The organism is Sphingomonas sp. SL1004 (assembly GCF_057815015.1).
Genome location: NZ_JBYMUX010000001.1, coordinates 1,215,480 through 1,235,117, shown reverse-complemented (window position 1 = coordinate 1,235,117; position 19,638 = coordinate 1,215,480). Strand labels below are relative to the sequence as shown.

The window sequence follows — 19,638 nt, the reverse complement described above, 5'->3', positions numbered from 1 at the left end:
CGCCAACCGGGATACCCCAGCTCTCACTGGGGTGACGGGCTTGGGGATCAGCTGCGATAATCTGCATTGATCGAGATGTATCCGTGCGTCAGATCGCAGGTCCATACTGTTGCGCGACCCTCGCCTAGCGCGAGGTCGACACCAATCTCGATCTCTTGGCCCTTGAGGTGCGCCGCGACCGGCGCCTCGTCATAGCCGCTAAGCGCCAGCCCACGCTCGGCAACCTGCGTGTTCCCGAACCGGATCGAGAGCGTATCGCGGTCGGCGGGCTCGCCGGCCTTCCCGACCGCCATGACGACACGCCCCCAGTTCGCGTCCTCGCCTGCGATGGCGGTCTTCACCAGCGGCGAGTTGGCGATGCTCATTGCGATGCGGTGCGCGCTGCGGTCGCTGTCGGCGCCGGTCACCTGGATCTCGATCAGCTTCTGCGCGCCCTCGCCGTCGCGAACCACGAGCATGGCGAGTCGATGGCACAAGTCTGCCAGCGCCGCGCGGAAGGCGTCCGCCCCCACGCTGTCATCGTCCGCCAGCGCGACGTTACCGGCCTTGCCCGTCGCGAACGCCAGCACCGTGTCGCTGGTCGATGTATCGCTGTCGACGGTGATGCACGAAAAGCTCGGCGCGTTCGCCTTCGACAGCGCGGCCTGCAGGAACTCCGGCTCGACCGCGGCATCGGTGAAGATGAAGCCGAGCATCGTCGCCATGTCCGGCGCGATCATCCCCGAGCCCTTGATGATCCCCACGAGCGTCACGGTCCGATCGCCGATCACCGCCGTCGTCACCGCGCCCTTGGTGAAGGTGTCGGTCGTCATGATCGTCGCGGCGGCATCCTCCCAACCGCATGGCGCAGACGCGAACGCGGCGTCGAGTCCAGCCTCGGCCTTGTCGATCGGCAACGGCACGCCGATCACGCCGGTCGACGACACAAACACGTCCGAAGGCAGGCACCCAAGATGCGCAGCCGTCCGGGCCGCGATTGCCTCGACCGCTGCTCGCCCGCGCGACCCGGTAAAGGCGTTGGAATTGCCGGCATTGACTACCAGCGCTCGCGCCTGTCCCAGCGTCAGCGCCGCGCGGCACCACTCCACTTCAGGCGACGGGCACTTGCTCTGCGTCAGCACGCCGGCAACCACCGTTCCCGGCTCCAGCGTCACGAACGTCAGGTCGCAACGATCCCACGTCTTGTACTGCGCCCGCGCGACATGCAGCGCGACGCCGTCGATCGAAGGGGCGGCGGGAAAGGGCAGGGCGAGGGGGGAAGTTTGCATCGCGCCTTAATAGTCGCTGCTTCCGTGCCGGCAAGATCGCCGGTCGCACTTGACCGGTCGCCTTGCGCCGGTGTCCAAGGTCGCGTGCAGATCGATCAGGACATAGATACGGTACCCGTCGCGCGGTTCGATGGCAGCAGCACGTGCGTTATGGTGGCGGTCCTCGTGGCGATCGCAACGGTCGGCCTGGCGCTGGCAGCCTGTATCCTGCTGATCGCCGAGGATGGCTATCGCTGGTGGCGCTTGCCGATCCCGACCACGATCCCGCGCGATTTGCCGGTCGTTGCCCAGAAGGCGCAACCTGTAGGTCGTTATGCGGACTGGTTCGGCCCCGACGATTATCCCGCGTCCGCAGTGCGCGCCGAGAAGGAAGGTGCAGTTCGTATAGCGTTGCTCGTTGGCGCGGATGGCGCGGTCGAGGCGTGCGAAATCCTTGCGCGCAGCGGAACCGGTTCGCTCGATCGCGGAACGTGTCGCGCTGCGGTTCGCCACGGTCGTTTCGTGGCCGCGCGCAATGCGAAGGGCCATGCCATCCCGTCAAGGATCGAGCTTCCGCGCGTCCGTTGGGTGCTGCCGTCCGACGAACGGTAGATTTTCCGCGCAAGCTCGCATACAGCCGGTGCTGCATGAACCTGCTGCTGCTCCTCTCTGCCCTGCTCTCCGCGCTGACCGGCGCGGTCCCGGGTGTGCGTGGCCAGTCGGCGCAGGCGGTCGCGCAAGGCAGCATTTGCTCGCAGTCGGTGGCTGCAACGCCGGCCAAAGTCTTGATAAGGCCGGTAGCTCGCCTTTCTACTTTGCCTCAGGTCGCGGTGGCCCGCGCGCTGCGCACTATCGCCGTCGTCTCGCTACCACTATGGGCCGAGCGCCGCCGCGAATAGCGTCTTGGTGTGACGTTATCGTAACCTTTGGATCCGAGTGATCCACTTCCGCGTGCGCCCACCGTGTGCCGCCGCCGCGTCTCAAATTCAGGAAATCAGCCCATGTTCGGTGGCCTCGCCAAATCCTTGTTCGGTTCGTCCAACGACCGCTACGTCAAGTCGCTCAACCCGATCCTCGCCAAGATCGCCTCGTTCGAGCCGTCGCTCCAGGCGATGTCCGACGAGGAACTCTCCGCGCAGACCGTCAAGTTCCGCGCGCGGCTTGCAGAGGGCGAGAAGCTCGACGACCTGCTCCCCGAGGCGTTCGCGACGGTCCGTGAAGCGGCGCACCGCGTGCTTGGCCAACGTCACTACGACGTGCAGATGGTCGGCGGTATCGTCCTCCACCGCGGCGAGATCGCCGAGATGCGGACGGGCGAGGGCAAGACGCTCGTCGCCACGCTCGCGACCTATCTCAACGCGCTCCCCGGCGACGGCGTCCATGTCGTCACCGTCAACGATTACCTCGCGGCACGCGACGCCGAATGGATGGGGCAGGTCTACACCTTCCTCGGCATGACGATCGGCGTCATCATCCCGAACCTGTCCGACGAGGAACGCCGCGCCGCCTACGCAGCCGACATCACCTACGGCACCAACAACGAGTTCGGCTTCGACTACCTCCGCGACAACATGAAGTACGAGCGCAGTGCGATGACGCAGCGCGCGTTCAACTTCGCGGTGGTCGACGAGGTCGATTCGGTGCTGATCGACGAGGCGCGCACGCCGCTGATCATCTCCGGCCCGACCGACGACAAGTCCGAGCTGTACATGCAGGTCGACGCGGTCGTGAAGCAGCTCGATCCGATCGATTACGACAAGGACGAGAAGCAGAAGACCATCATCCTCACCGAGGACGGTACAGAGAAGGTCGAGCGGATGCTCGAGGCTGCCGGACTGCTCGAGGGGCAGAACCTGTACGACTTCGAGAACACGCAGGTCGTGCATCACCTCAACCAGGCGCTGCGTGCGATCGTGATGTTCAAGTCGGACATCGACTACATCGTCAAGGACGGCAAGGTCATCATCATCGACGAGTTCACGGGCCGCATGATGGACGGCCGGCGCTGGTCGGACGGCCTGCACCAGGCGGTTGAGGCGAAGGAGGGCGTCCAGATCGAGCCCGAGAACCAGACGATGGCCTCGATCACGTTCCAGAACTATTTCCGCATGTACCCCAAGATCGGCGGCATGACCGGCACCGCGGCGACCGAGGCGGCCGAATTCTACGACATCTACAAGATCAACGTCGTCAGCATCCCGACCAACGTCGAAGTAAAGCGCGTCGACGAGGAAGACGAGTTCTACAAGGATACCAAGGACAAGTTCGCGGCGATCGCCAAGAAGATCAAGCATCACGCGGACCTCGGCCAGCCGGTGCTGGTCGGCACCGTGTCGATCGAGAAGTCCGAGATGCTGAGCGAGTTCCTGGTCGGCGAGAACGTCGATCACAAGGTCCTCAACGCGCGCTTCCACGAGATGGAGGCGCACATCGTCGCACAGGCCGGGCGCAAGTCCGCGGTGACGATCGCGACCAACATGGCGGGCCGCGGCACCGACATCAAACTCGGTGGCAACCTCGAATTCCGCATGCTCGACGAGCATCCGGAGCTGGTCGAGGGTACGCCCGAATATGACGAGGCGGCGAAGCGGATCACGATCGAGATCGAGGCGGAGAAGCAGGCGGTGCTCGCCGCCGGCGGCCTGTTCGTGCTCGGCACCGAGCGGCACGAGAGCCGGCGTATCGACAACCAGCTGCGCGGGCGCTCGGGTCGCCAGGGCGATCCGGGCCTGTCGCGCTTCTACCTCAGCCTCGACGACGATCTGCTGCGCATCTTCGGGCCGGACACGCTGTTCGCCAAGATGATGCGCAACAACATCGAGGACGGCGAGGCGATCGGCAGCAAGTGGTTGTCGAAGGCGATCGAGACCGCGCAGAAGAAGGTCGAGGCGCGCAACTACGACATCCGCAAGCAGGTCGTCGAATATGATGACGTGATGAACGAACAGCGCAAGGTCATCTACGAGCAGCGCGCGGACATCATGGATGCCGATACGGTCGGCGACGTGGTGACCGACATGCGCGCGGAGACGGTCAACGTGATCGTCGGCGATGCGTGCCCGCCGAACTCGTACCCCGAGCAGTGGGATGTCGCGGGGATGAAGACGCGGCTTGCCGAGGTGATGAACCTCGAGCCGCCGATCGACGCGTGGCTGCTCGAGGAGTCGGTCGACCCCGAGGTGATCGAGGAGCGCGTCCGGGCGATGGCCGACGAGGCGATCGCGCAGAAGTCGGCGGACCTCGATGCGGAGACGTGGACGTCGGTCGAGAAGTCGATCCTGTTGCAGAACCTCGACCATCACTGGAAGGAGCATCTGGCGACGCTCGATGCGCTGCGTCAGGTAGTCCATCTGCGGGCCTATGCGCAGAAGACGCCGATCAACGAGTATAAGCAGGAGGCGTTCTCGCTGTTCCAGCGGATGCTCGAGACGATCCGCGAGGACGTGACCAAGACGATCGCGCATGCGCAGTTCCAGATGCAGGCGCCGGTCGGGCTGCCCGAACTGCCGGACTTCATCACGACGCATTTTGACCCGTTCACGGGGGATGATGACTCGAACGACTTCGATGCGGGGACGCGTGGTCACATAACGTCGACGATGCCGCCGTTGCAGATCCCGCAGCCGCAGGAGGCTGACATCGGCGAGGATCCGGCGAACTGGGAGGGTGTGGTCAGCCGTAATGCGCCTTGCCCTTGCGGGTCGGGGCGCAAGTACAAGCAGTGCCACGGGGCTGTTTGAGGCGCTGAGCTTGCGGGACTAAACGCTCGCCAATTTCCGAACCTGCTACCACCCCGGCGAAGGCCGGGGCCCAATTGACAAGGTCGCAGTAACGGAGCGCGCCCTTCGTTAGCGACGTCCCCCAATTGGGCCCCGGCCTCCGCCGGGGTGGTGCGATATGATGCGACCCCTCCGGTTCTCCCGCGAAGGCGGGAGTCCAGGCCATTGGCGATGGCATATGGGACTCTGGGCCCCCGCCTTCGCAGGGGAACGGCTACGCCCAGGGGAACCGGACTTGGAGCAACCCTCCCGACCGATCGTTAGGACGCCATGCGCCAAGCCTCCACCATCCTAACCATCGACACCACCCGCCAAGGCCTCGTCGATGTCACCGAGCAGATCGCCCGCTGGACCCGCGAACAGCGCCTGACCGAAGGCCTGCTGACAATCTTCTGCCGCCACACCTCCGCGTCCCTCCTGATCCAGGAAAACGCCGCGCCCGAGGTCCGCACCGACCTCGAAGCCTATTTCGCCGGCATAGCTCCTGAATCGCGTGAGTATCTTCACGACGACGAGGGCCCGGACGACATGCCCGCCCACCTCCGCACCGCGCTTACCCAGCTCCAGCTCTCGATCCCGCTGATCGACGGCCGACTCGCACTCGGCACGTGGCAGGGCATCTATCTCTTCGAGCACCGCCGCCGCCCACATCGCCGCACTCTGGCACTTCACGCCATCGGCGACTGACCCAGATTATGAAAAATGCGTCAGCTAGGTGGCGCATTGGAGCGATGTCGTTCATCAACCGTTCCACCACTGACGGCTAATAAGCGGCGTTTCGCCGCATTCGCCGCGAACGGAGACTAGACCATGTTCAAGACACCGGGTCGCAAGGTCGCATTCGCAGCGCTCGCAACGGGCGCGCTGCTGCTGGCCGGATGCGCGACCGAGACCGCTTATCGACCCGCGACGGGTCAGGGGTTCAACCGCACCGGCTATAGCGACCGCCAGGTCGAGCCCGGTCGCTTCCTTGTCAGCTTCGCTGGCAACAGCGTCACGTCGCGCGATACCGTCGAGCGTTACCTGTTCTTCCGCGCGGCCGAACTGACGTTGCAGAACGGCTATGACTATTACCTGATGGCCGATCGCGACACCAACCTCCAGTCGCGTACCTACTCGACGCCGGGCATTGGCGGCGGGTTCGGGTATGGCGGCTTCGGCGGCTACTGGGGTCCGTCGTGGCGCTATTACGGCCGCGGCTTCGGCTGGCGCAACTGGAGCCCTTACGGCGGCTTCGGTGGTGGTTTCGGCGGCGGCTATGGCGGTTTCGGTGGTGGCCCATGGGGCAACGACTTCGACGTCCGCACGATCGATCGGTATGAAGCGACCGCCGAGATCGTGATGCGCAAGGGCCCGATCCCCCGCGACAACATCCGCGCCTTCGATGCGCGAAAGGTGGTCGACAGCATCGGACCGAGTGTCGTGTTGCCGAAGTAACCTTCGACATTTCGAAACGGTAAAAAGGCCGGGCTACCCTAGGGTAGTCCGGCCTTTTTCGTAGCGCTGCTCCCTCTCCCCTTCGGGGAGAGGGCCGGGGTGAGGGGCTGTTATAGAGGGCAGCGCCCGCGCCGCCCCTCACCCAACCCTCTCCCCGAAGGGGAGAGAGGGCTAAGACATCACCCAGCCGCCTTCGCCAACCCCTTCGACAACTGCAACGCCCCGTGCAGCCGCGCCTTCGGATCACCCCACGCCCGCTGCAACACCAGCTTGCTGTCCGGCCGCAACCGCGCAACCCCGTTCAGCCGCTCGACATAGGCCAGCAGCTTGTCGATGTTCGGCGGCTTGTCGTCGTGGAACGACACCAGCACGCCCTTCGGCCCGACATCGATCTTCGACACGCATGCCTTCTTGGCGTTCAGCTTGATCTCGATGACCTTGATCAGGTTCTCGGTCGCATCCGGCAGCGGGCCGAAGCGATCGATCATCTCGGCCGCGAACGCCTCGATCTCTTGGCTCTCGTCGAGGTCGTTGAGCCGACGATACAGCCCCATCCGCAAATCGAGATCGGGCACGTAATCCTCCGGGATGAGGATCGGCGCATCGACCGTGATCTGCGGCGAGAAATCGCGCGGCCGCGACGAGGTCATGCCGCCGGCCTTGGCGTCCATGATCGCCTCCTCCAGCATCGCCTGGTAGAGCTCGAACCCGACCTCCTTGATATGCCCGGTCTGCTCGTCGCCGAGCATGTTGCCAGCGCCGCGGATGTCGAGATCGTGGCTCGCCAGCTGGAAGCCAGCCCCCAGCGAATCAAGATCGGACAACACCTTCAGGCGCTTCTCCGCGGTGACGGTCATCTGCCGCTCAGGCGGCGTCACGAGATACGCGTACGCGCGCGTCTTCGACCGGCCGACGCGCCCGCGCAGCTGGTATAGCTGGGCGAGACCGAAGCGATCGGCGCGGTGGACGATCATCGTATTGGCGGACGCGATGTCGATCCCGCTCTCGATGATCGTGGTCGAGACCAGCACCTCGAACTTCTTGTCGTAGAACGCCGACATCCGCTCCTCGACCTCGGTCGGCGACATCTGGCCGTGCGCGACGACGAAGCGGATCTCGGGGACCTGTTCGCGCAGGAAGTCCTCGATCTCGGGCAGGTCCGCCACCCGGGGCGTGACGACGAAGCTCTGCCCGCCGCGGTAATGCTCGCGCAGCAACGCCTCGCGCAGCACGACCGGGTCGAACGGCATGATGTACGTCCGCACCGCGAGGCGATCGACCGGCGGGGTCTGGATCACTGACAGCTCGCGGATGCCCGACATCGCCATCTGCAGCGTCCGCGGGATCGGCGTCGCGGTCAGCGTCAGCATGTGGACGTCCGCTCGCAGCGCCTTCAACCGCTCCTTGTGCGTCACGCCGAAGCGCTGCTCCTCGTCCACCACTACCAGCCCGAGCCGCTTGAAGTCGATGTTCTTGGCGAGCAGCGCATGCGTGCCGATGACGACGTCGATCGTGCCGTTCGCGAGCCCCTCCTTGGTCGCCTTCGCTTCGCTCGCGGTGACGAGCCGCGAGAGGCGGCCCATGTTCATCGGGAAGCCTTCGAAGCGGCTCACGAAGTTGTTGTAATGCTGGCGCGCGAGCAGGGTGGTGGGGCAGACGATCGCGACCTGCTTGCCGCCCATCGCCGCGACGAACGCTGCCCGCAGCGCGACCTCGGTCTTGCCGAAGCCGACGTCGCCGACGACCAACCGATCCATCGGTTTGCCCGCGGCGAGATCGCCGAGCACGTCCTCGATCGCGCGGTCCTGGTCCTCGGTCTCCTCGTAGGGGAAGCGATCGACGAAGCTCGGGTAGCCGCTCGCATCGGGTTCGAGCACGTCGCCCGGATGCAGCGCGCGTTCGGCGGCGGTCGCGATGAGTTCGCCGGCGATCTCGCGGATCCGCTCCTTCATCTTCGACTTGCGACGCTGCCAGCCTTCGCCGCCGAGACGGTCGAGCGTCGCGCCTTCCTCGGACGAGCCGTAGCGCGAGAGGACGTCGATATTCTCGACCGGCACGTACAGCTTGTCGCCGCCGGCATAGCTGAGCGCGACGCAGTCGTGCGGACTCTGGCCGACCGGGATCGAGGTCAGTCCCTCGTACCGTCCGATGCCGTGCTCGGTATGGACGACGAGGTCGCCGGGCGTCAGCGTCGCGAGCTCGGCGAGGAATGCGTCGGCGGATTTCTTGCGCTTCTTGCGGTGGACGAGGCGGTCGCCGAGCATGTCTTGCTCGGTGAGAACCGCGATCCCCGGCGCGGTGAAGCCGTGGTCGAGCGGCAGGACGATCAGCGCGACGCCGAAGCTCTTGGCGGTGTCGGCGATGCCGAGCGCCTCCTGCCAGGTGTCGGCGTGCTTGCCGCCCTTCATCCCGTGGTCGGCGAGCAGGCTCCCCAGGCGTTCGCGTGCGCCGATCGAGTAACTGGCAAGGATCGGCTTCCGACCTTGCTTGCGGAGCTTCTCGACGTGATCTGCGACGGCTTCGTAGATGTTCGCCTGCGCCGCGCGCTCGGGACCGAAATCGCGCGGGCCGTCGACGTCGAAGTCGAGGACAGTGTCGCTCGGCGGTTCGTGGAAGGGCGACGTGATATGCGCGGCGAACGCCTCAACCCCGCCGGACCATTCCTGCGCGTCGAGATACAGTGCCTTGGCGGGCATCGGCCGATAACTGCCGGGCTGGGCGGCCTCGGCGCGCTTGCGGTTCTCATAATAGTCGGCAATCGATTCGAGCCGGCTCTCCACCGCCGCGGCGACGCCGTTGTCGCGCACCACCACGTCGTCGGCGCCGAGATGGTCGAACAGCGTCGCCATCTTCTCCTCGAACAGCGGCAGCCAATGCTCCATGCCCGCGATGCGGCGACCTTCGGAGATCGCCTGGTACATCGGATCGCCGGTCGCGGTCGCGCCGAACGCGTCACGGTAGCGTGTACGGAAACGTTTGATCGAGTCTTCGTCGAGCAGCGCTTCGGAGGCAGGGAGCAGGACGAAGCCGTCGATCCGGCCGGTGGTGCGCTGGTCGGCCGCGTCGAACGTGCGGACGCTCTCGATCTCGTCGCCGAAGAAATCGAGGCGGAGCGCGTGGTCCTCACCCGAGGGGTAGAGATCGACGATCCCGCCGCGCACCGCGTATTCGCCCTGGTCGTGGACGGTGTCGGTGCGGACATAGCCGTTCGCCTGGAGCAGCATCGCGAGCTTGTCCCGGCCGATCCGTTCGCCGGGGGCGAGCCGCGCGACGAGCTGGCGGATGCGGAACGGGGTGAGGACGCGCTGCGTCGCGGCGTTGGCGGTGGTGAGGAGGAGCTGCGGACCCTTTGGCTTGCCTTGCAGGCGTTGCAGCGCCGCGACGCGCTCGGCCATGATGCGGAGCGTCGGCGAGGCGCGGTCGTAGGGAAGACAGTCCCAGGCCGGGAAGCTCAGCACTTCGAGATCGGGCGCGAAATACGCCGCGGTTGAGGCGATCGCGCGCATCGCCGCATCGTCGGGCGCGATGAACACCGCGCGGGTCTTCGCAGCGCGCGCAAGGTCGGCGAGCAGCGACGGCTGGAAACCGGACGGCACGCCCGACAGCGTCAGCGGGCTCGTCGCGGAAAGGATCGTCTTGAGGTCTGGCATATTCGCTTCTCGTTCCCCGGCGGAGGCCGCGGCCCAGTTGGGAAGGCAATGGTAATTAGGCTCGAACGTCAATCATCGACGTCCCCCACCTGGGCCCCGGCCTTCGCCGGGGAACAGTTCCGAAAATTACTTCACGACCGTCACGTAATCGATGTCGCGCATCGCCTGCATCATCGGCCCGTCCCACTCGGGCGGGCACGCGATCGAGCCGATCGCCCAGCCCATGATGTCGACGTCCTGTTCCTCGAGCAGCGCCTCGAACCAGTCGAGCTGCTCGGGCGTCCACGTCCGGCCATAGGTTTCGAAGAAGCCGCCGATCATCATGTCGGCTTCGCGCGTGCCGCGGTGCGAGCTGCGAAAGCCCAGGCGCTTGAGGCGGGTCTCGTGGTCCATCGTATCTCCAAACACGAAGAGCCGGCGACCCGCTGGCGGCGGGCGTCGGCTAGGCTATAGAGGCCAGATAGTCATGCGACCCGAAATCCTCAATCCGCTGTTCGCCGAAACCCTCGTCCTGAAGGGGGTGGGGCCTGCGCTCGCCAAGCCGCTCGACCGGCTCGGGCTCGCGCGCGTCGTCGACGTCGCCTTCCATCTGCCGACGGGGTACGTCGATCGCCTGCCGCGCACCGAGCTGATGTCGAGCGATGCCGGGCGGATCATCACGATCACGCTGACCCCGCGCGACTACAGGATCAGCGCAGGCCGCGGTCCGACGCGCGTGCAGGCAACCGACGAGCACGGCAATTACGTCAGCCTCGTCTTCTTCGGGGGCAGTTCGGGCTGGGCGAAGAAACTGCTCCCGATCGGCGAGGCCAAGCGTATCTCGGGCCGGCTCGACGAATACGGCCAGGAATTGCAGATCGTGCACCCCGATATCGTCGAACCCGACGAGGAGTTGCGCGAACGCGAGCCGATCTACCCGCTGTCGGAAGGCCTTACGTCGCGACGGCTGGCGGCGCTGACTACGCAGGCGGTCGCGCGCGCGCCGGACCTGCCCGAGTGGATCGAGCCCGGCCTGAAGGCGAAACGCGAATGGCCGGGCTGGCACGAATCGCTGGAGCGCATCCATGCCGACCCGTCGGATGCGAAGGCGCGCGAGCGGCTGGCGTATGACGAGGTGTTCGCGAACCAGCTCGCGATGACAATCGTCCGCGCGGACACCCGCAAGCGTCGTGGCCGTGCATTGCAGGGCAACGGCCGGCTGCGGGACCTGCTGAAGCTGCCCTACACGCTGACCGGCGCGCAATCGCGGACGGTCGGCGAGATCGAGGGCGATCTTGTGCAGACCGCGCCGATGCTGCGGCTGCTGCAAGGCGATGTCGGCTCCGGCAAGACGCTGGTGGCGGCGATGGCGATGCTGATCGCCGTGGAGGCTGGTGCGCAGGCGGCGATGCTCGCGCCGACCGAGATCCTCGCTCGCCAACATTACGAGACGTTGCGCAAGACGCTCGCCGGTCTGCCGATCGAGGTCGGCGTGCTCACCGGTCGCGACAAGGGGCGCGTGCGGGAAGCAACATTGATGGCGCTGGCGAGCGGCGAGATCGATATCCTGATCGGCACGCACGCGATCTTCCAGGAGGCGGTCGGCTACAAGGACCTCGCGCTGGTGGTGGTAGACGAACAGCACCGCTTCGGTGTCGCGCAACGCATGACGTTGCAGGCGAAGGGCGTCGCACCGCCGCATCTGCTGGCGATGACCGCGACGCCGATCCCACGCACGCTGACGCTCGCGCAGTACGGCGAGATGGATGTCAGCCGCCTCGACGAGATGCCGCCGGGCCGTCAGCCAATTGAAACGCGGGTGATCTCGGAGGATCGCCTCGATGACGTGGTCAACGCGCTCGGCCGGCATCTGGCGGATGGCGGGCAGGCATACTGGGTGTGCCCGCTAGTCGAGGAGAGCGAGAAGAGCGACCTCGCCGCTGCCGAAATGCGTGCGGAAACGCTGCGTGCCCGGTTCGGCGAGAAGGTCGCGCTCGTCCACGGCCGCATGAAACCCGCGGAGAAGGATGCGGTAATGGCCGAGTTCTCCGCCGCCCGCACCTCCGTCCTCGTCGCGACGACGGTGATCGAGGTTGGCGTCGACGTCCCCAACGCGACGCTGATCGTGATCGAGCACGCCGATCGCTTCGGCCTCGCCCAGCTTCATCAGCTCCGCGGGCGGGTGGGGCGCGGCACCGGACGATCGATCTGCCTGCTGATGCGCGGCTCGTCGCTCAGCGAGACCTCGCGCGCGCGCCTAGCCCTGATGCGCGAGACCAACGATGGCTTCCGCATCGCCGAGGAGGATCTGCGCCTCCGTGGCGCCGGCGAACTGCTCGGCACGAAGCAGTCGGGCGAGATGGCGTTCCGGCTCGCGACCCCGGACATGATGGCCGACCTCCTGCAATGCGCGCACGACGACGCACGCTTGCTGATCGATCGCGATGGCGGGTTGGAGGGACCGAGAGGGCAGGCGGCAAGGACCGCGCTGTATTTGTTCGACCGCGATGCGGGCGTGGCGCTGCTTCGCTCGGGCTGAGCGGTCAACTGGGCCGGATCATCACCGAAAGCATACCGTAAAATTCGGCGAGCGGAATCGTCCGTTCGAGCTCGCAGCCGATCCGTCCGCCCAGCGACCAGCGCACCACGGCCCCGACATTGCCCAGGATCGGCAGCTGGATCTGCAGGCGATCGCCGGCCTTCGGATCGCCCTCGCAGCGCGCCATCAAGCCGTTTGCGGACATGTTGACGAGCACCAGCTTGATGCTGCGCCCTTCGGAGTCGACCGCGCGCGTGCGGTGCATGACCTCGTCACGAGGGTCGCCGCGCGCATCTCGAACGGCCATTGCATAGCCTGGCATTGATCGTTCCCCGGTTACGAACATTCGCCAATTGTAAGACCCGCGCGGTGAACCGGATACGAACGGTCATCCTTAACGCGCCGTTTTTCGGAACGAGAATGCGTCTATTACGAAGGGGTTAGCATCCCATGTCGTTTTTTCCCGAGACTGAGGCGAACCGGAACCGTCACGTCGATCGAAAGCGTCGCCTCGCGCGCCGGCTCGCCGTCGACGCGCACCGCGCCCTCGGCGATCTTGCGCCGCGCTTCGCCGTTCGAGGCGACGAAGCCGAGCCCGACGAGCGCTTCGACAATGCCGATCGCACTACCCGTTACGGCAAGGCTCGGCAGCGCATCGCCCGACGCGCCTTCTTCGAACGTTTTTCGCGCGGTTTCGGCGGCTTGCTCGGCGGCATCGCGACCGCGGCACATTGCGGTCGCTTCGTTGGCGAGGACGATCTTGGCGGCGTTGATTTCCGCGCCTTCGAGCGCCTCGAGACGCGCGATTTCGTCGAGCGGGAGGTCGGTGAACAGCTTCAGGAAGCGGCCGACGTCGCGGTCGTCGGTGTTGCGCCAGAACTGCCAGTAATCGAAGTGCGGCAACTGGTCCTCGTGCAGCCAGACCGCGCCCGACATCGTCTTGCCCATCTTGCCGCCATCCGCGGTCGTGATCAGCGGCGTGGTGACGCCGTAGACCTCGGTCGAGTCCATCCGGCGGGCGAGTTCGATGCCGTTGACGATGTTGCCCCATTGGTCAGATCCGCCCATCTGCAACCGGCACCCGGCGCGGCGCGACAGTTCGAGGAAGTCGTACGCCTGGAGGATCATGTAGTTGAATTCGAGGAAGCTCAGCGACTGTTCGCGGTCGAGGCGGAGCTTGACCGAATCGAACGCGAGCATCCGGTTGACCGAGAAATGCTGGCCGACGTCGCGCAGGAACGGGATGTATTCGAGTGCGTCGAGCCACTCGGCATTGTCGAGCATCACCGCGTCGGTGGGGCCGTCGCCGAACGTCAGGAAGCGCTCGAAGATGCGGCGGATCGAGGCGACGTTGGCCTTGATCCCGTCCTCACCGAGCAGCTTCCGAGCTTCGTCCTTGAAGCTGGGGTCGCCGATCTTGCCGGTGCCGCCGCCCATCAGGACGATCGGCTTGTGGCCGGTCTGCTGAAGCCGGCGCAGCAGCATGATCTGGACGAGACTGCCGACGTGCAGCGACGGCGCGGTCGGATCGAAGCCGATATAGCCAGGGACGACCTGCGTGCCGGCGAGCGCATCGAGTGCGCTCGAGTCGGTCATCTGGTGGACATAGCCGCGCGAGGTCAGCGTGGTGAGCAGGTCGGACTGGTAGGTCATGGGAGGGCGACTAGCATGCGCTCCCACCGCCGTCATCCCAGCGAAAGCTGGGATCTTTATGGGGCGGGTGCTCCGGCTCGAACCGGGATATCCCGGCTTTCGCTGGGATGACGGTTTTGCCTGAGCGGCTAGGTTCGCGGCAATTGCGACGTTGGATCCACCGGCGTGCGCCCCTTGCGGAGTTCGAAGTGTAATTCCGGTCGGTCCGCGAACCCAGTATCCCCGGACAGCGCGATCGTCTGGCCACGCTTCACGCTCTGGCCACGTTGCACGAGCAGCTTCGACGCATGGCCATAGACGCTCGTCCAGCCGCCGCCGTGTTTGATGATCACCAGCCCGCCGAGTGCGGCGATGCCGTCGCCGACATAGGCGACCACGCCGTCCGCCGCGGCATGGATCGGCGTCGAGACCGGTACGGCGATCTTTATGCCGTCGTTGCGTTCGCCGCTGGCGCCGTGGCCGAAGCGTTTCACGACCTTGCCGTCGACGGGCCAAAGGAACCCGCCGCTCGCCAAGCGCGCCGGGGCGGTGACGACCGCGTTCGACGGCAGCACGCGGCGCGGCGTCGCGATCGGTTTCGCCGGCGCCTGGTTGCTCGCCAGCGCGGGTTCGCCACCGGTCAGGATGTCGTCGATGTCGAGCGTGAAGGCCTGCGCGCGTTCGGATGCGCTGGGCCTGCCGCCGCCCGGCGCGTCGGGGATCAGGACACGCTGGTCGGCGCGCAGGACATAGGGCTCGACCAGCGCGTTGGCAGCGACGATCCGCGACCATTCGACGCCGTAGGCGCGCGCGATTGCGATCCCGGTCTCGCCGCGGCGGACCTGGTGATAGCGTCCGCCGGGAATCGTCAGCCGCTGGCCGCTGCGGATCGTGTAGGGCGAGTCGAGGTCATTGGCCCGCGCGATGGCCTCGAGGCTCGCGCCGCTGCGATCGACCACGCGGCGCAGCGTATCGCCCGGCTGGACGACATAGGTCGAATCGGGGATGATCATCGCATCGGCGCTGACCGGACGCGCTTCCCAGGCGGGGCGCGGGGCGGGCAGGGTGGTGACCTCGCCCGTGTCGCGGCCGGGGATGTCCCTAGCCGGCGCGGCGTCCCGGCGCGGCGGCGGATCGTCGCGGCGAGGCGGTGGATCGCGGTACGGGCGCGATGGCGGGCCGCCATAGCCGGCGGGACGATCGACATGCGGAATGCACGCGGCGAGCCCGAGCAACGGCAGCGCCGCGATCGAGACCAGCGCGCGCGTATGCCGCATCAGCGATAGGCCCGTTCGAGCATGTCCATCGACTCGAAATGCGTCAGGTCGAGATGCAGCGGCGTCACCGACACATACCCTTCCGCGGTCGCTTCGAGGTCGGTCGCGTGCGCAGGCGTTTCGACGGTCCGGCCGAGCGCGAACCAGTGATACTCGTACCCACGCGGATCGGTGTTGGTGACGATCTGCAACCGGCCATAGTCGCGCAGGCCCTGACCGACGACGCGCACGCCCTTTACCGCATCGGCCGGGCCGGCGGGAAAGTTGACGTTGACCAGCGTTCGCGGGGCGAGCGGTGCATCGACCAGCGGGCGTAATACGCGCTCCCCCCACGCCGCTGCCGCCTCGAACGGCACGCTGTCGCCCATGCCCTCGCGGCTGTAGATCTGGCTCAGCGCGATCGACCGGATACCGCCTAGCGCGCCCTCCATCGCCGCTGAGACCGTGCCGGAATAGGTCACGTCCTCGGCGAGGTTGGCGCCGCGGTTGACGCCCGACAGGATCAGGTCGGGCGGACAATCCTTCATGATCTTGGCGAGCGCCATCATCACGGCATCGGTCGGCGTGCCTGCCACCGCATAGCGCTTCTCGCCATGCTTTCGCACCCGGATCGGCCGCGACAACGTGAGCGAATGCCCAGCCCCCGACTGTTCCTCTGCAGGCGCGACCACCCAGATGTCGTCGGACAGCGTCTTCGCGATCGCCTCCAGCACCTTCAGGCCGGGCGCGTGATAGCCGTCGTCGTTGGTGAGGAGGATCCGCATCAGCGCTTGGGCTCCAGAACGGTCAGCCCGCCTAGATACGGCTGAAGCACGGCCGGTACCGCGACCGAGCCGTCCTCCTGCTGGTAATTCTCCAGCACCGCGACGAGCGTCCGGCCGACCGCCAGCGCCGAACCGTTGAGCGTGTGGACGAACCGCGTACCCTTCTCGCCCTCGGGACGATAGCGTGCGTTCATCCGGCGCGCCTGGAAATCGGTGCAGGTCGAGACGCTGCTGATCTCCCGGTAGCGCGCCTGGCCCGGCAGCCAGACTTCGAGATCGTAGGTGCGTGCCGCGGTGAAGCCCATATCGCCGGTGCATAGGAGCATCCGCCTGAACGGTAGCTGCAACGCGTCGAGCACGCCTTCCGCGCACGCCGTCATCCGCTCATGCTCGGCTTCGGACATGTCGGGGGTGACGATCGACACCATCTCGACCTTGTCGAACTGATGCTGGCGGATGTAGCCGCGCGTGTCGCGCCCCGCAGCGCCCGCCTCGGAGCGGAAGCACGGCGTCAGGGCGGTAAAGCGCAGCGGCAGTTCGGCTTCGGACAGGATCTGCTCGCGGACAATGTTGGTGAGGCTCACCTCGGCAGTTGGGATCAGCCAGCGACCGTCGGTCGTGCGGAACAGATCCTCCGCGAATTTCGGCAGCTGCCCGGTCCCGAACACAGCCTCGTCGCGGACCAGCAGCGGCGGCGAAACCTGCTCGAAGCCGGCGTCTGCGACATGATCCAGCATGAACTGCCCGAGCGCGCGTTGCAGCCTGGCGGCAGGCCCGCGGACCAGCGTGAAGCGTGCGCCGGACATCGCCGCGCCGGTCTCGAAATCGAGGCCGATCGCGGGGCCGATCGCGTCGTGTTCGCGCGCGGTGAACGCGAAGGTCGAGGGCGTGCCGCGCGTGTGGACGAGCGCGTTGTCCTCCTCGCCGCCGCCTTCGGGGACGTCCGCGGCGGGCAGGTTGGGGATCGCTGCCAGCAGGTCGCCGAGTTCGCCGCTCAACCGTGCCTCGTCGGCTTCCAGCGCGGGTAGCGCCTCCTTTAGGCTCGCGACTTCGGCCATCAGCGCCTGCGCCTTGGCCTCGTCCTTCTGCGCCTTGGCCTGGCCGATCGCCTTCGACAGTTCGTTGCGGCGGGTCTGTGCGGTCTGCGAGTCCGCGATCGTCGCGCGGCGCTGCTCGTCGAGCGTCACCAGCGAAGCGGACTGCGGTGCGAAGCCCCGCTTGGCGAGGGCGGCGTCGAAGGCGGCGGGATCGTCGCGGATCAGGCGTATGTCGTGCATGGCTCAGGCTATGCCGGGGCGGGCAGGCGTAAGCAAGGCGGCCCGCCCCTACGCTCGTACCCTTGGCGAGGGCGGATCAGAAGCAACCTCCCCGGTACGCCACGCGTTCATCCACTACACGCACAGCGAAAAGGAGATATCGCATGCAGCTTCCCCATAATTCCGTCGTGCTCGTCGCGGATGGCCGGAAAATGCTGTTCCTGCGCAACGAGGGCGACAGTGAATTCCCCAACCTGATCGTTGAGGAAGCGCAGGAGCAGGACAATCCCGCGACGCGCGATCAGGCCACCGATTCAGCAGGCCGCGCCTCGTCACCGCAGGGCGGCGTGCAGAGTTCGGTCGAGCCGACCGATTTCCACCAGATCGAGGAAGATCGCTTTGCCGCGGATGCCGCCGCGATGCTCAAGAAGCGTGCGCTGAAGAACGATTTCGAGACGCTGATCATCGTCGCGCCGCCCAAGACGCTCGGCGAACTGCGCAAGCATTATCACAAGGAGGTCAGCAGTCGCCTGGCCGGCGAACTCGACAAGGACCTGACCGGTCACCCGATCAAGGACATCGAGAAGGCGCTCAAGAACGCCTGAACCGCCGAAAAAGAAAAGGCCCCGTCGGAGACTTCCGACGGGGCCTTTTTTGCTGCGTGATGACGCTACTTAGCCCGTGGCAGTGCTCGGCTTGGAAAACCGCTTGCGCGCTACGAGGGCTGCCGCGGCCGCACCGAACAACAGCACCATCGGCGGTGCAGGAACCGGAGCGGGCTGGCCGCCGCTCGAACCGGTGCTACCACCTGAACTGCTCGCACTGCTACTGGCGCTGCTTGATGCGCTGGATCCGCTCGAACTGCCGCTAGATCCGCTGCTGCCCGATGATCCCGAACTGCCCGATGACCCGCTACTGCCGTTGGAGCTCCAGCCTCCGGTCGAGTTCCAACCGCCGCTGGAGCCCCAGCCCTTGCTGCTGGAACCATAGCCGCTCGATCCCGACGAGCTCCCGCTGCTGCTGCCCGACGATGCCGAACTCCCCGATGAACTGGAACTTCCCGACGAACCGCTACTTCCCGACGAACCGCTGCTGCCAGATGAACCAGAGCTGCCGGAAGATCCCGAGCCGCCGGACGATCCCGAGCCGCCATTCGAGCCCCATCCGCCATGGCCGTGACCCGGCTTGCCTGGATCGCTGGGATCACCCGAACCACCCGACGAACTGCCGCTGCTTGCGGACGAAGACGACGAGGCGGAGGAGGATGCCGACGAACTGCTCGACGAGGACGACACGTCACCGCTGGAGCCGCCCGACGACGATGTGCTGGACACCTCGGCGCCACCCGTGCTGCTCGACGAACCGCCGGTAGAGGTCGAACCGCCGCTCGACGTCGACGAGATCACGATGCTGCCGCTCGATCCGCCACTTCCCCCGAAGCCGCCGCCGAACCCGCCACCAAAGCCACCGCCGAAGAAGCCGCCGCTGCCGCCAATCACGACCGGTACGGTGCCGCCGCCGCCACTCACTGCGGGGCCAGCGCCGCCGCCGCCGATATATCCGTCACCAACCGGTACGGGAACCGCAGCGTTGGCGATCTTGACGATCGTCGGTGCGCAGGTCGTGCGAGTCGTGGTCGTTACGCGCCGCACGCGAGGGCGCGTGACGGCCGCGAGCTGCGGCCGGGCAACGCGCTTGACGAGAACGCGCTTCGAGTCCGCGGTCCGCGCCGGGCGTTCGGCGACATGCACGGCGCCACCGCCGATCAGGGCACCTCCGCATGCGCACGCGCACAATTTGGCTAAAGCCATCCGCACCGACATATCGTTTCTTTCTCGTTGCCGGCACCCTCGTGTTGCCGGATCCCCGTTTGCAGCATTGGATTACCGCTATCCGACTAACTGCAAAACAAAGCATTAAGTGCAAGCGCGTTAACCACATTTCGGATGGTTAAACGAGAATTTACTGGATCGGCCGCGTCCTGATCGCACTTAACGTGCCGACGTGGGACACAATGCTGTCAGTCCCGCGCTGTCCGCAACCTTGTGGCTTGCCGGAACCCGCGCCGAAACTGGCCC

Annotated in this window: 17 protein-coding genes; 9 read left to right on the top strand and 8 right to left on the bottom strand. The window is 66.2% G+C overall.

The features are described from left to right. Positions 1-47: 47 nt before the first annotated feature. A complete protein-coding gene (argJ, locus tag AC3D24_RS05430) occupies positions 48-1,268 on the bottom strand; it encodes a bifunctional glutamate N-acetyltransferase/amino-acid acetyltransferase ArgJ (protein ID WP_489028897.1) in 1,221 nt (406 codons plus the stop codon). A gap of 84 nt (positions 1,269-1,352) precedes the next feature. Here argJ and AC3D24_RS05425 point away from each other — a divergent pair, with 84 nt between their 5' ends. From AC3D24_RS05425 to AC3D24_RS05405, 5 genes are all read left to right on the top strand, one after another. Then, positions 1,353-1,859, top strand: coding sequence for an energy transducer TonB (locus tag AC3D24_RS05425; RefSeq protein ID WP_489028895.1), 507 nt, complete (start codon positions 1,353-1,355; stop codon positions 1,857-1,859). A 35-nt stretch (positions 1,860-1,894) separates the two neighbouring features. Then, positions 1,895-2,146, top strand: a complete 252-nt coding sequence (locus AC3D24_RS05420) for a hypothetical protein (protein WP_489028893.1) — start codon at positions 1,895-1,897, stop codon at positions 2,144-2,146. Positions 2,147-2,248: 102 nt separating this feature from the next. Next, complete coding sequence (gene secA, locus AC3D24_RS05415; protein WP_489028891.1) at positions 2,249-4,987, top strand: preprotein translocase subunit SecA; 2,739 nt, start codon at positions 2,249-2,251, stop codon at positions 4,985-4,987. Between the two features lie 309 nt (positions 4,988-5,296). Continuing rightward, positions 5,297-5,713, top strand: coding sequence for a secondary thiamine-phosphate synthase enzyme YjbQ (locus AC3D24_RS05410; protein WP_489028889.1), 417 nt, complete (start codon positions 5,297-5,299; stop codon positions 5,711-5,713). A 123-nt stretch (positions 5,714-5,836) separates the two neighbouring features. Further along, positions 5,837-6,463: a CC0125/CC1285 family lipoprotein gene (locus tag AC3D24_RS05405; protein WP_353468224.1), complete on the top strand. Its 627-nt coding sequence runs from the start codon at positions 5,837-5,839 to the stop codon at positions 6,461-6,463. A 179-nt stretch (positions 6,464-6,642) separates the two neighbouring features. On the opposite strand, the gene mfd is transcribed toward AC3D24_RS05405, so the two are convergent. Both mfd and AC3D24_RS05395 read right to left on the bottom strand, forming a co-directional pair. After that, complete coding sequence (mfd, locus tag AC3D24_RS05400) at positions 6,643-10,113, bottom strand: transcription-repair coupling factor (protein ID WP_489028886.1); 3,471 nt, start codon at positions 10,111-10,113, stop codon at positions 6,643-6,645. 126 nt (positions 10,114-10,239) lie between these two features. After that, positions 10,240-10,506, bottom strand: a complete 267-nt coding sequence (locus AC3D24_RS05395) for an FAD assembly factor SdhE (protein ID WP_333927506.1) — start codon at positions 10,504-10,506, stop codon at positions 10,240-10,242. 73 nt (positions 10,507-10,579) lie between these two features. Here AC3D24_RS05395 and recG point away from each other — a divergent pair, with 73 nt between their 5' ends. After that, on the top strand, positions 10,580-12,631 hold the full coding sequence (gene recG / locus AC3D24_RS05390) for an ATP-dependent DNA helicase RecG (RefSeq protein ID WP_489028884.1): 2,052 nt from the start codon (positions 10,580-10,582) through the stop codon (positions 12,629-12,631). A gap of 4 nt (positions 12,632-12,635) precedes the next feature. On the opposite strand, the gene AC3D24_RS05385 is transcribed toward recG, so the two are convergent. The 5 genes from AC3D24_RS05385 to serS form a co-directional block, all read right to left on the bottom strand. Continuing rightward, a complete protein-coding gene (locus AC3D24_RS05385; RefSeq protein ID WP_489028882.1) occupies positions 12,636-12,953 on the bottom strand; it encodes a PilZ domain-containing protein in 318 nt (105 codons plus the stop codon). Positions 12,954-13,060: 107 nt separating this feature from the next. Next, entirely contained in the window at positions 13,061-14,284 is a 1,224-nt protein-coding gene (gene tyrS, locus AC3D24_RS05380) for a tyrosine--tRNA ligase (protein ID WP_489028880.1), read from the bottom strand. A 128-nt stretch (positions 14,285-14,412) separates the two neighbouring features. Next, positions 14,413-15,540 (bottom strand): peptidoglycan DD-metalloendopeptidase family protein, encoded by a 1,128-nt coding sequence (locus AC3D24_RS05375; protein ID WP_489028878.1) that lies wholly within the window; start codon positions 15,538-15,540, stop codon positions 14,413-14,415. After that, complete coding sequence (gene surE / locus AC3D24_RS05370; RefSeq protein ID WP_489028876.1) at positions 15,540-16,304, bottom strand: 5'/3'-nucleotidase SurE; 765 nt, start codon at positions 16,302-16,304, stop codon at positions 15,540-15,542. The genes AC3D24_RS05375 and surE overlap by 1 nt, the downstream gene beginning before the upstream one ends. Further along, complete coding sequence (gene serS, locus AC3D24_RS05365; RefSeq protein WP_489028874.1) at positions 16,304-17,581, bottom strand: serine--tRNA ligase; 1,278 nt, start codon at positions 17,579-17,581, stop codon at positions 16,304-16,306. The genes surE and serS overlap by 1 nt, the downstream gene beginning before the upstream one ends. 143 nt (positions 17,582-17,724) lie before the next feature. Between serS and AC3D24_RS05360 the strand changes: the two genes are divergently transcribed. The 3 genes from AC3D24_RS05360 (at position 17,725) to AC3D24_RS05350 (ending at position 19,480) form a co-directional block, all read left to right on the top strand. Continuing rightward, a complete protein-coding gene (locus AC3D24_RS05360; protein ID WP_489028872.1) occupies positions 17,725-18,165 on the top strand; it encodes a host attachment family protein in 441 nt (146 codons plus the stop codon). 103 nt (positions 18,166-18,268) lie between these two features. After that, positions 18,269-18,550 carry a hypothetical protein gene (locus tag AC3D24_RS05355; protein ID WP_489028870.1) on the top strand — a complete coding sequence of 94 codons (282 nt, stop codon included), beginning with the start codon at positions 18,269-18,271 and terminating at the stop codon, positions 18,548-18,550. A 195-nt stretch (positions 18,551-18,745) separates the two neighbouring features. After that, positions 18,746-19,480: a hypothetical protein gene (locus tag AC3D24_RS05350; RefSeq protein ID WP_489028868.1), complete on the top strand. Its 735-nt coding sequence runs from the start codon at positions 18,746-18,748 to the stop codon at positions 19,478-19,480. The last annotated feature ends 158 nt before the right edge of the window (positions 19,481-19,638 follow it).

What these genes read in the sequence shown, in the direction of transcription:
- argJ (WP_489028897.1), bottom strand. Translation starts at nt 1,268, where the DNA reads ATGCAAACTTCCCCCCTCGCCCTGCCCTTTCCCGCCGCCCCTTCGATC.
- AC3D24_RS05420 (WP_489028893.1), top strand. Translation starts at nt 1,895, where the DNA reads ATGAACCTGCTGCTGCTCCTCTCTGCCCTGCTCTCCGCGCTGACCGGC.
- secA (WP_489028891.1), top strand. Translation starts at nt 2,249, where the DNA reads ATGTTCGGTGGCCTCGCCAAATCCTTGTTCGGTTCGTCCAACGACCGC.
- AC3D24_RS05410 (WP_489028889.1), top strand. Translation starts at nt 5,297, where the DNA reads ATGCGCCAAGCCTCCACCATCCTAACCATCGACACCACCCGCCAAGGC.
- AC3D24_RS05405 (WP_353468224.1), top strand. Translation starts at nt 5,837, where the DNA reads ATGTTCAAGACACCGGGTCGCAAGGTCGCATTCGCAGCGCTCGCAACG.
- mfd (WP_489028886.1), bottom strand. Translation starts at nt 10,113, where the DNA reads ATGCCAGACCTCAAGACGATCCTTTCCGCGACGAGCCCGCTGACGCTG.
- AC3D24_RS05395 (WP_333927506.1), bottom strand. Translation starts at nt 10,506, where the DNA reads ATGGACCACGAGACCCGCCTCAAGCGCCTGGGCTTTCGCAGCTCGCAC.
- recG (WP_489028884.1), top strand. Translation starts at nt 10,580, where the DNA reads ATGCGACCCGAAATCCTCAATCCGCTGTTCGCCGAAACCCTCGTCCTG.
- AC3D24_RS05385 (WP_489028882.1), bottom strand. Translation starts at nt 12,953, where the DNA reads ATGCCAGGCTATGCAATGGCCGTTCGAGATGCGCGCGGCGACCCTCGT.
- tyrS (WP_489028880.1), bottom strand. Translation starts at nt 14,284, where the DNA reads ATGACCTACCAGTCCGACCTGCTCACCACGCTGACCTCGCGCGGCTAT.
- AC3D24_RS05375 (WP_489028878.1), bottom strand. Translation starts at nt 15,540, where the DNA reads ATGCGGCATACGCGCGCGCTGGTCTCGATCGCGGCGCTGCCGTTGCTC.
- surE (WP_489028876.1), bottom strand. Translation starts at nt 16,304, where the DNA reads ATGCGGATCCTCCTCACCAACGACGACGGCTATCACGCGCCCGGCCTG.
- serS (WP_489028874.1), bottom strand. Translation starts at nt 17,581, where the DNA reads ATGCACGACATACGCCTGATCCGCGACGATCCCGCCGCCTTCGACGCC.
- AC3D24_RS05360 (WP_489028872.1), top strand. Translation starts at nt 17,725, where the DNA reads ATGCAGCTTCCCCATAATTCCGTCGTGCTCGTCGCGGATGGCCGGAAA.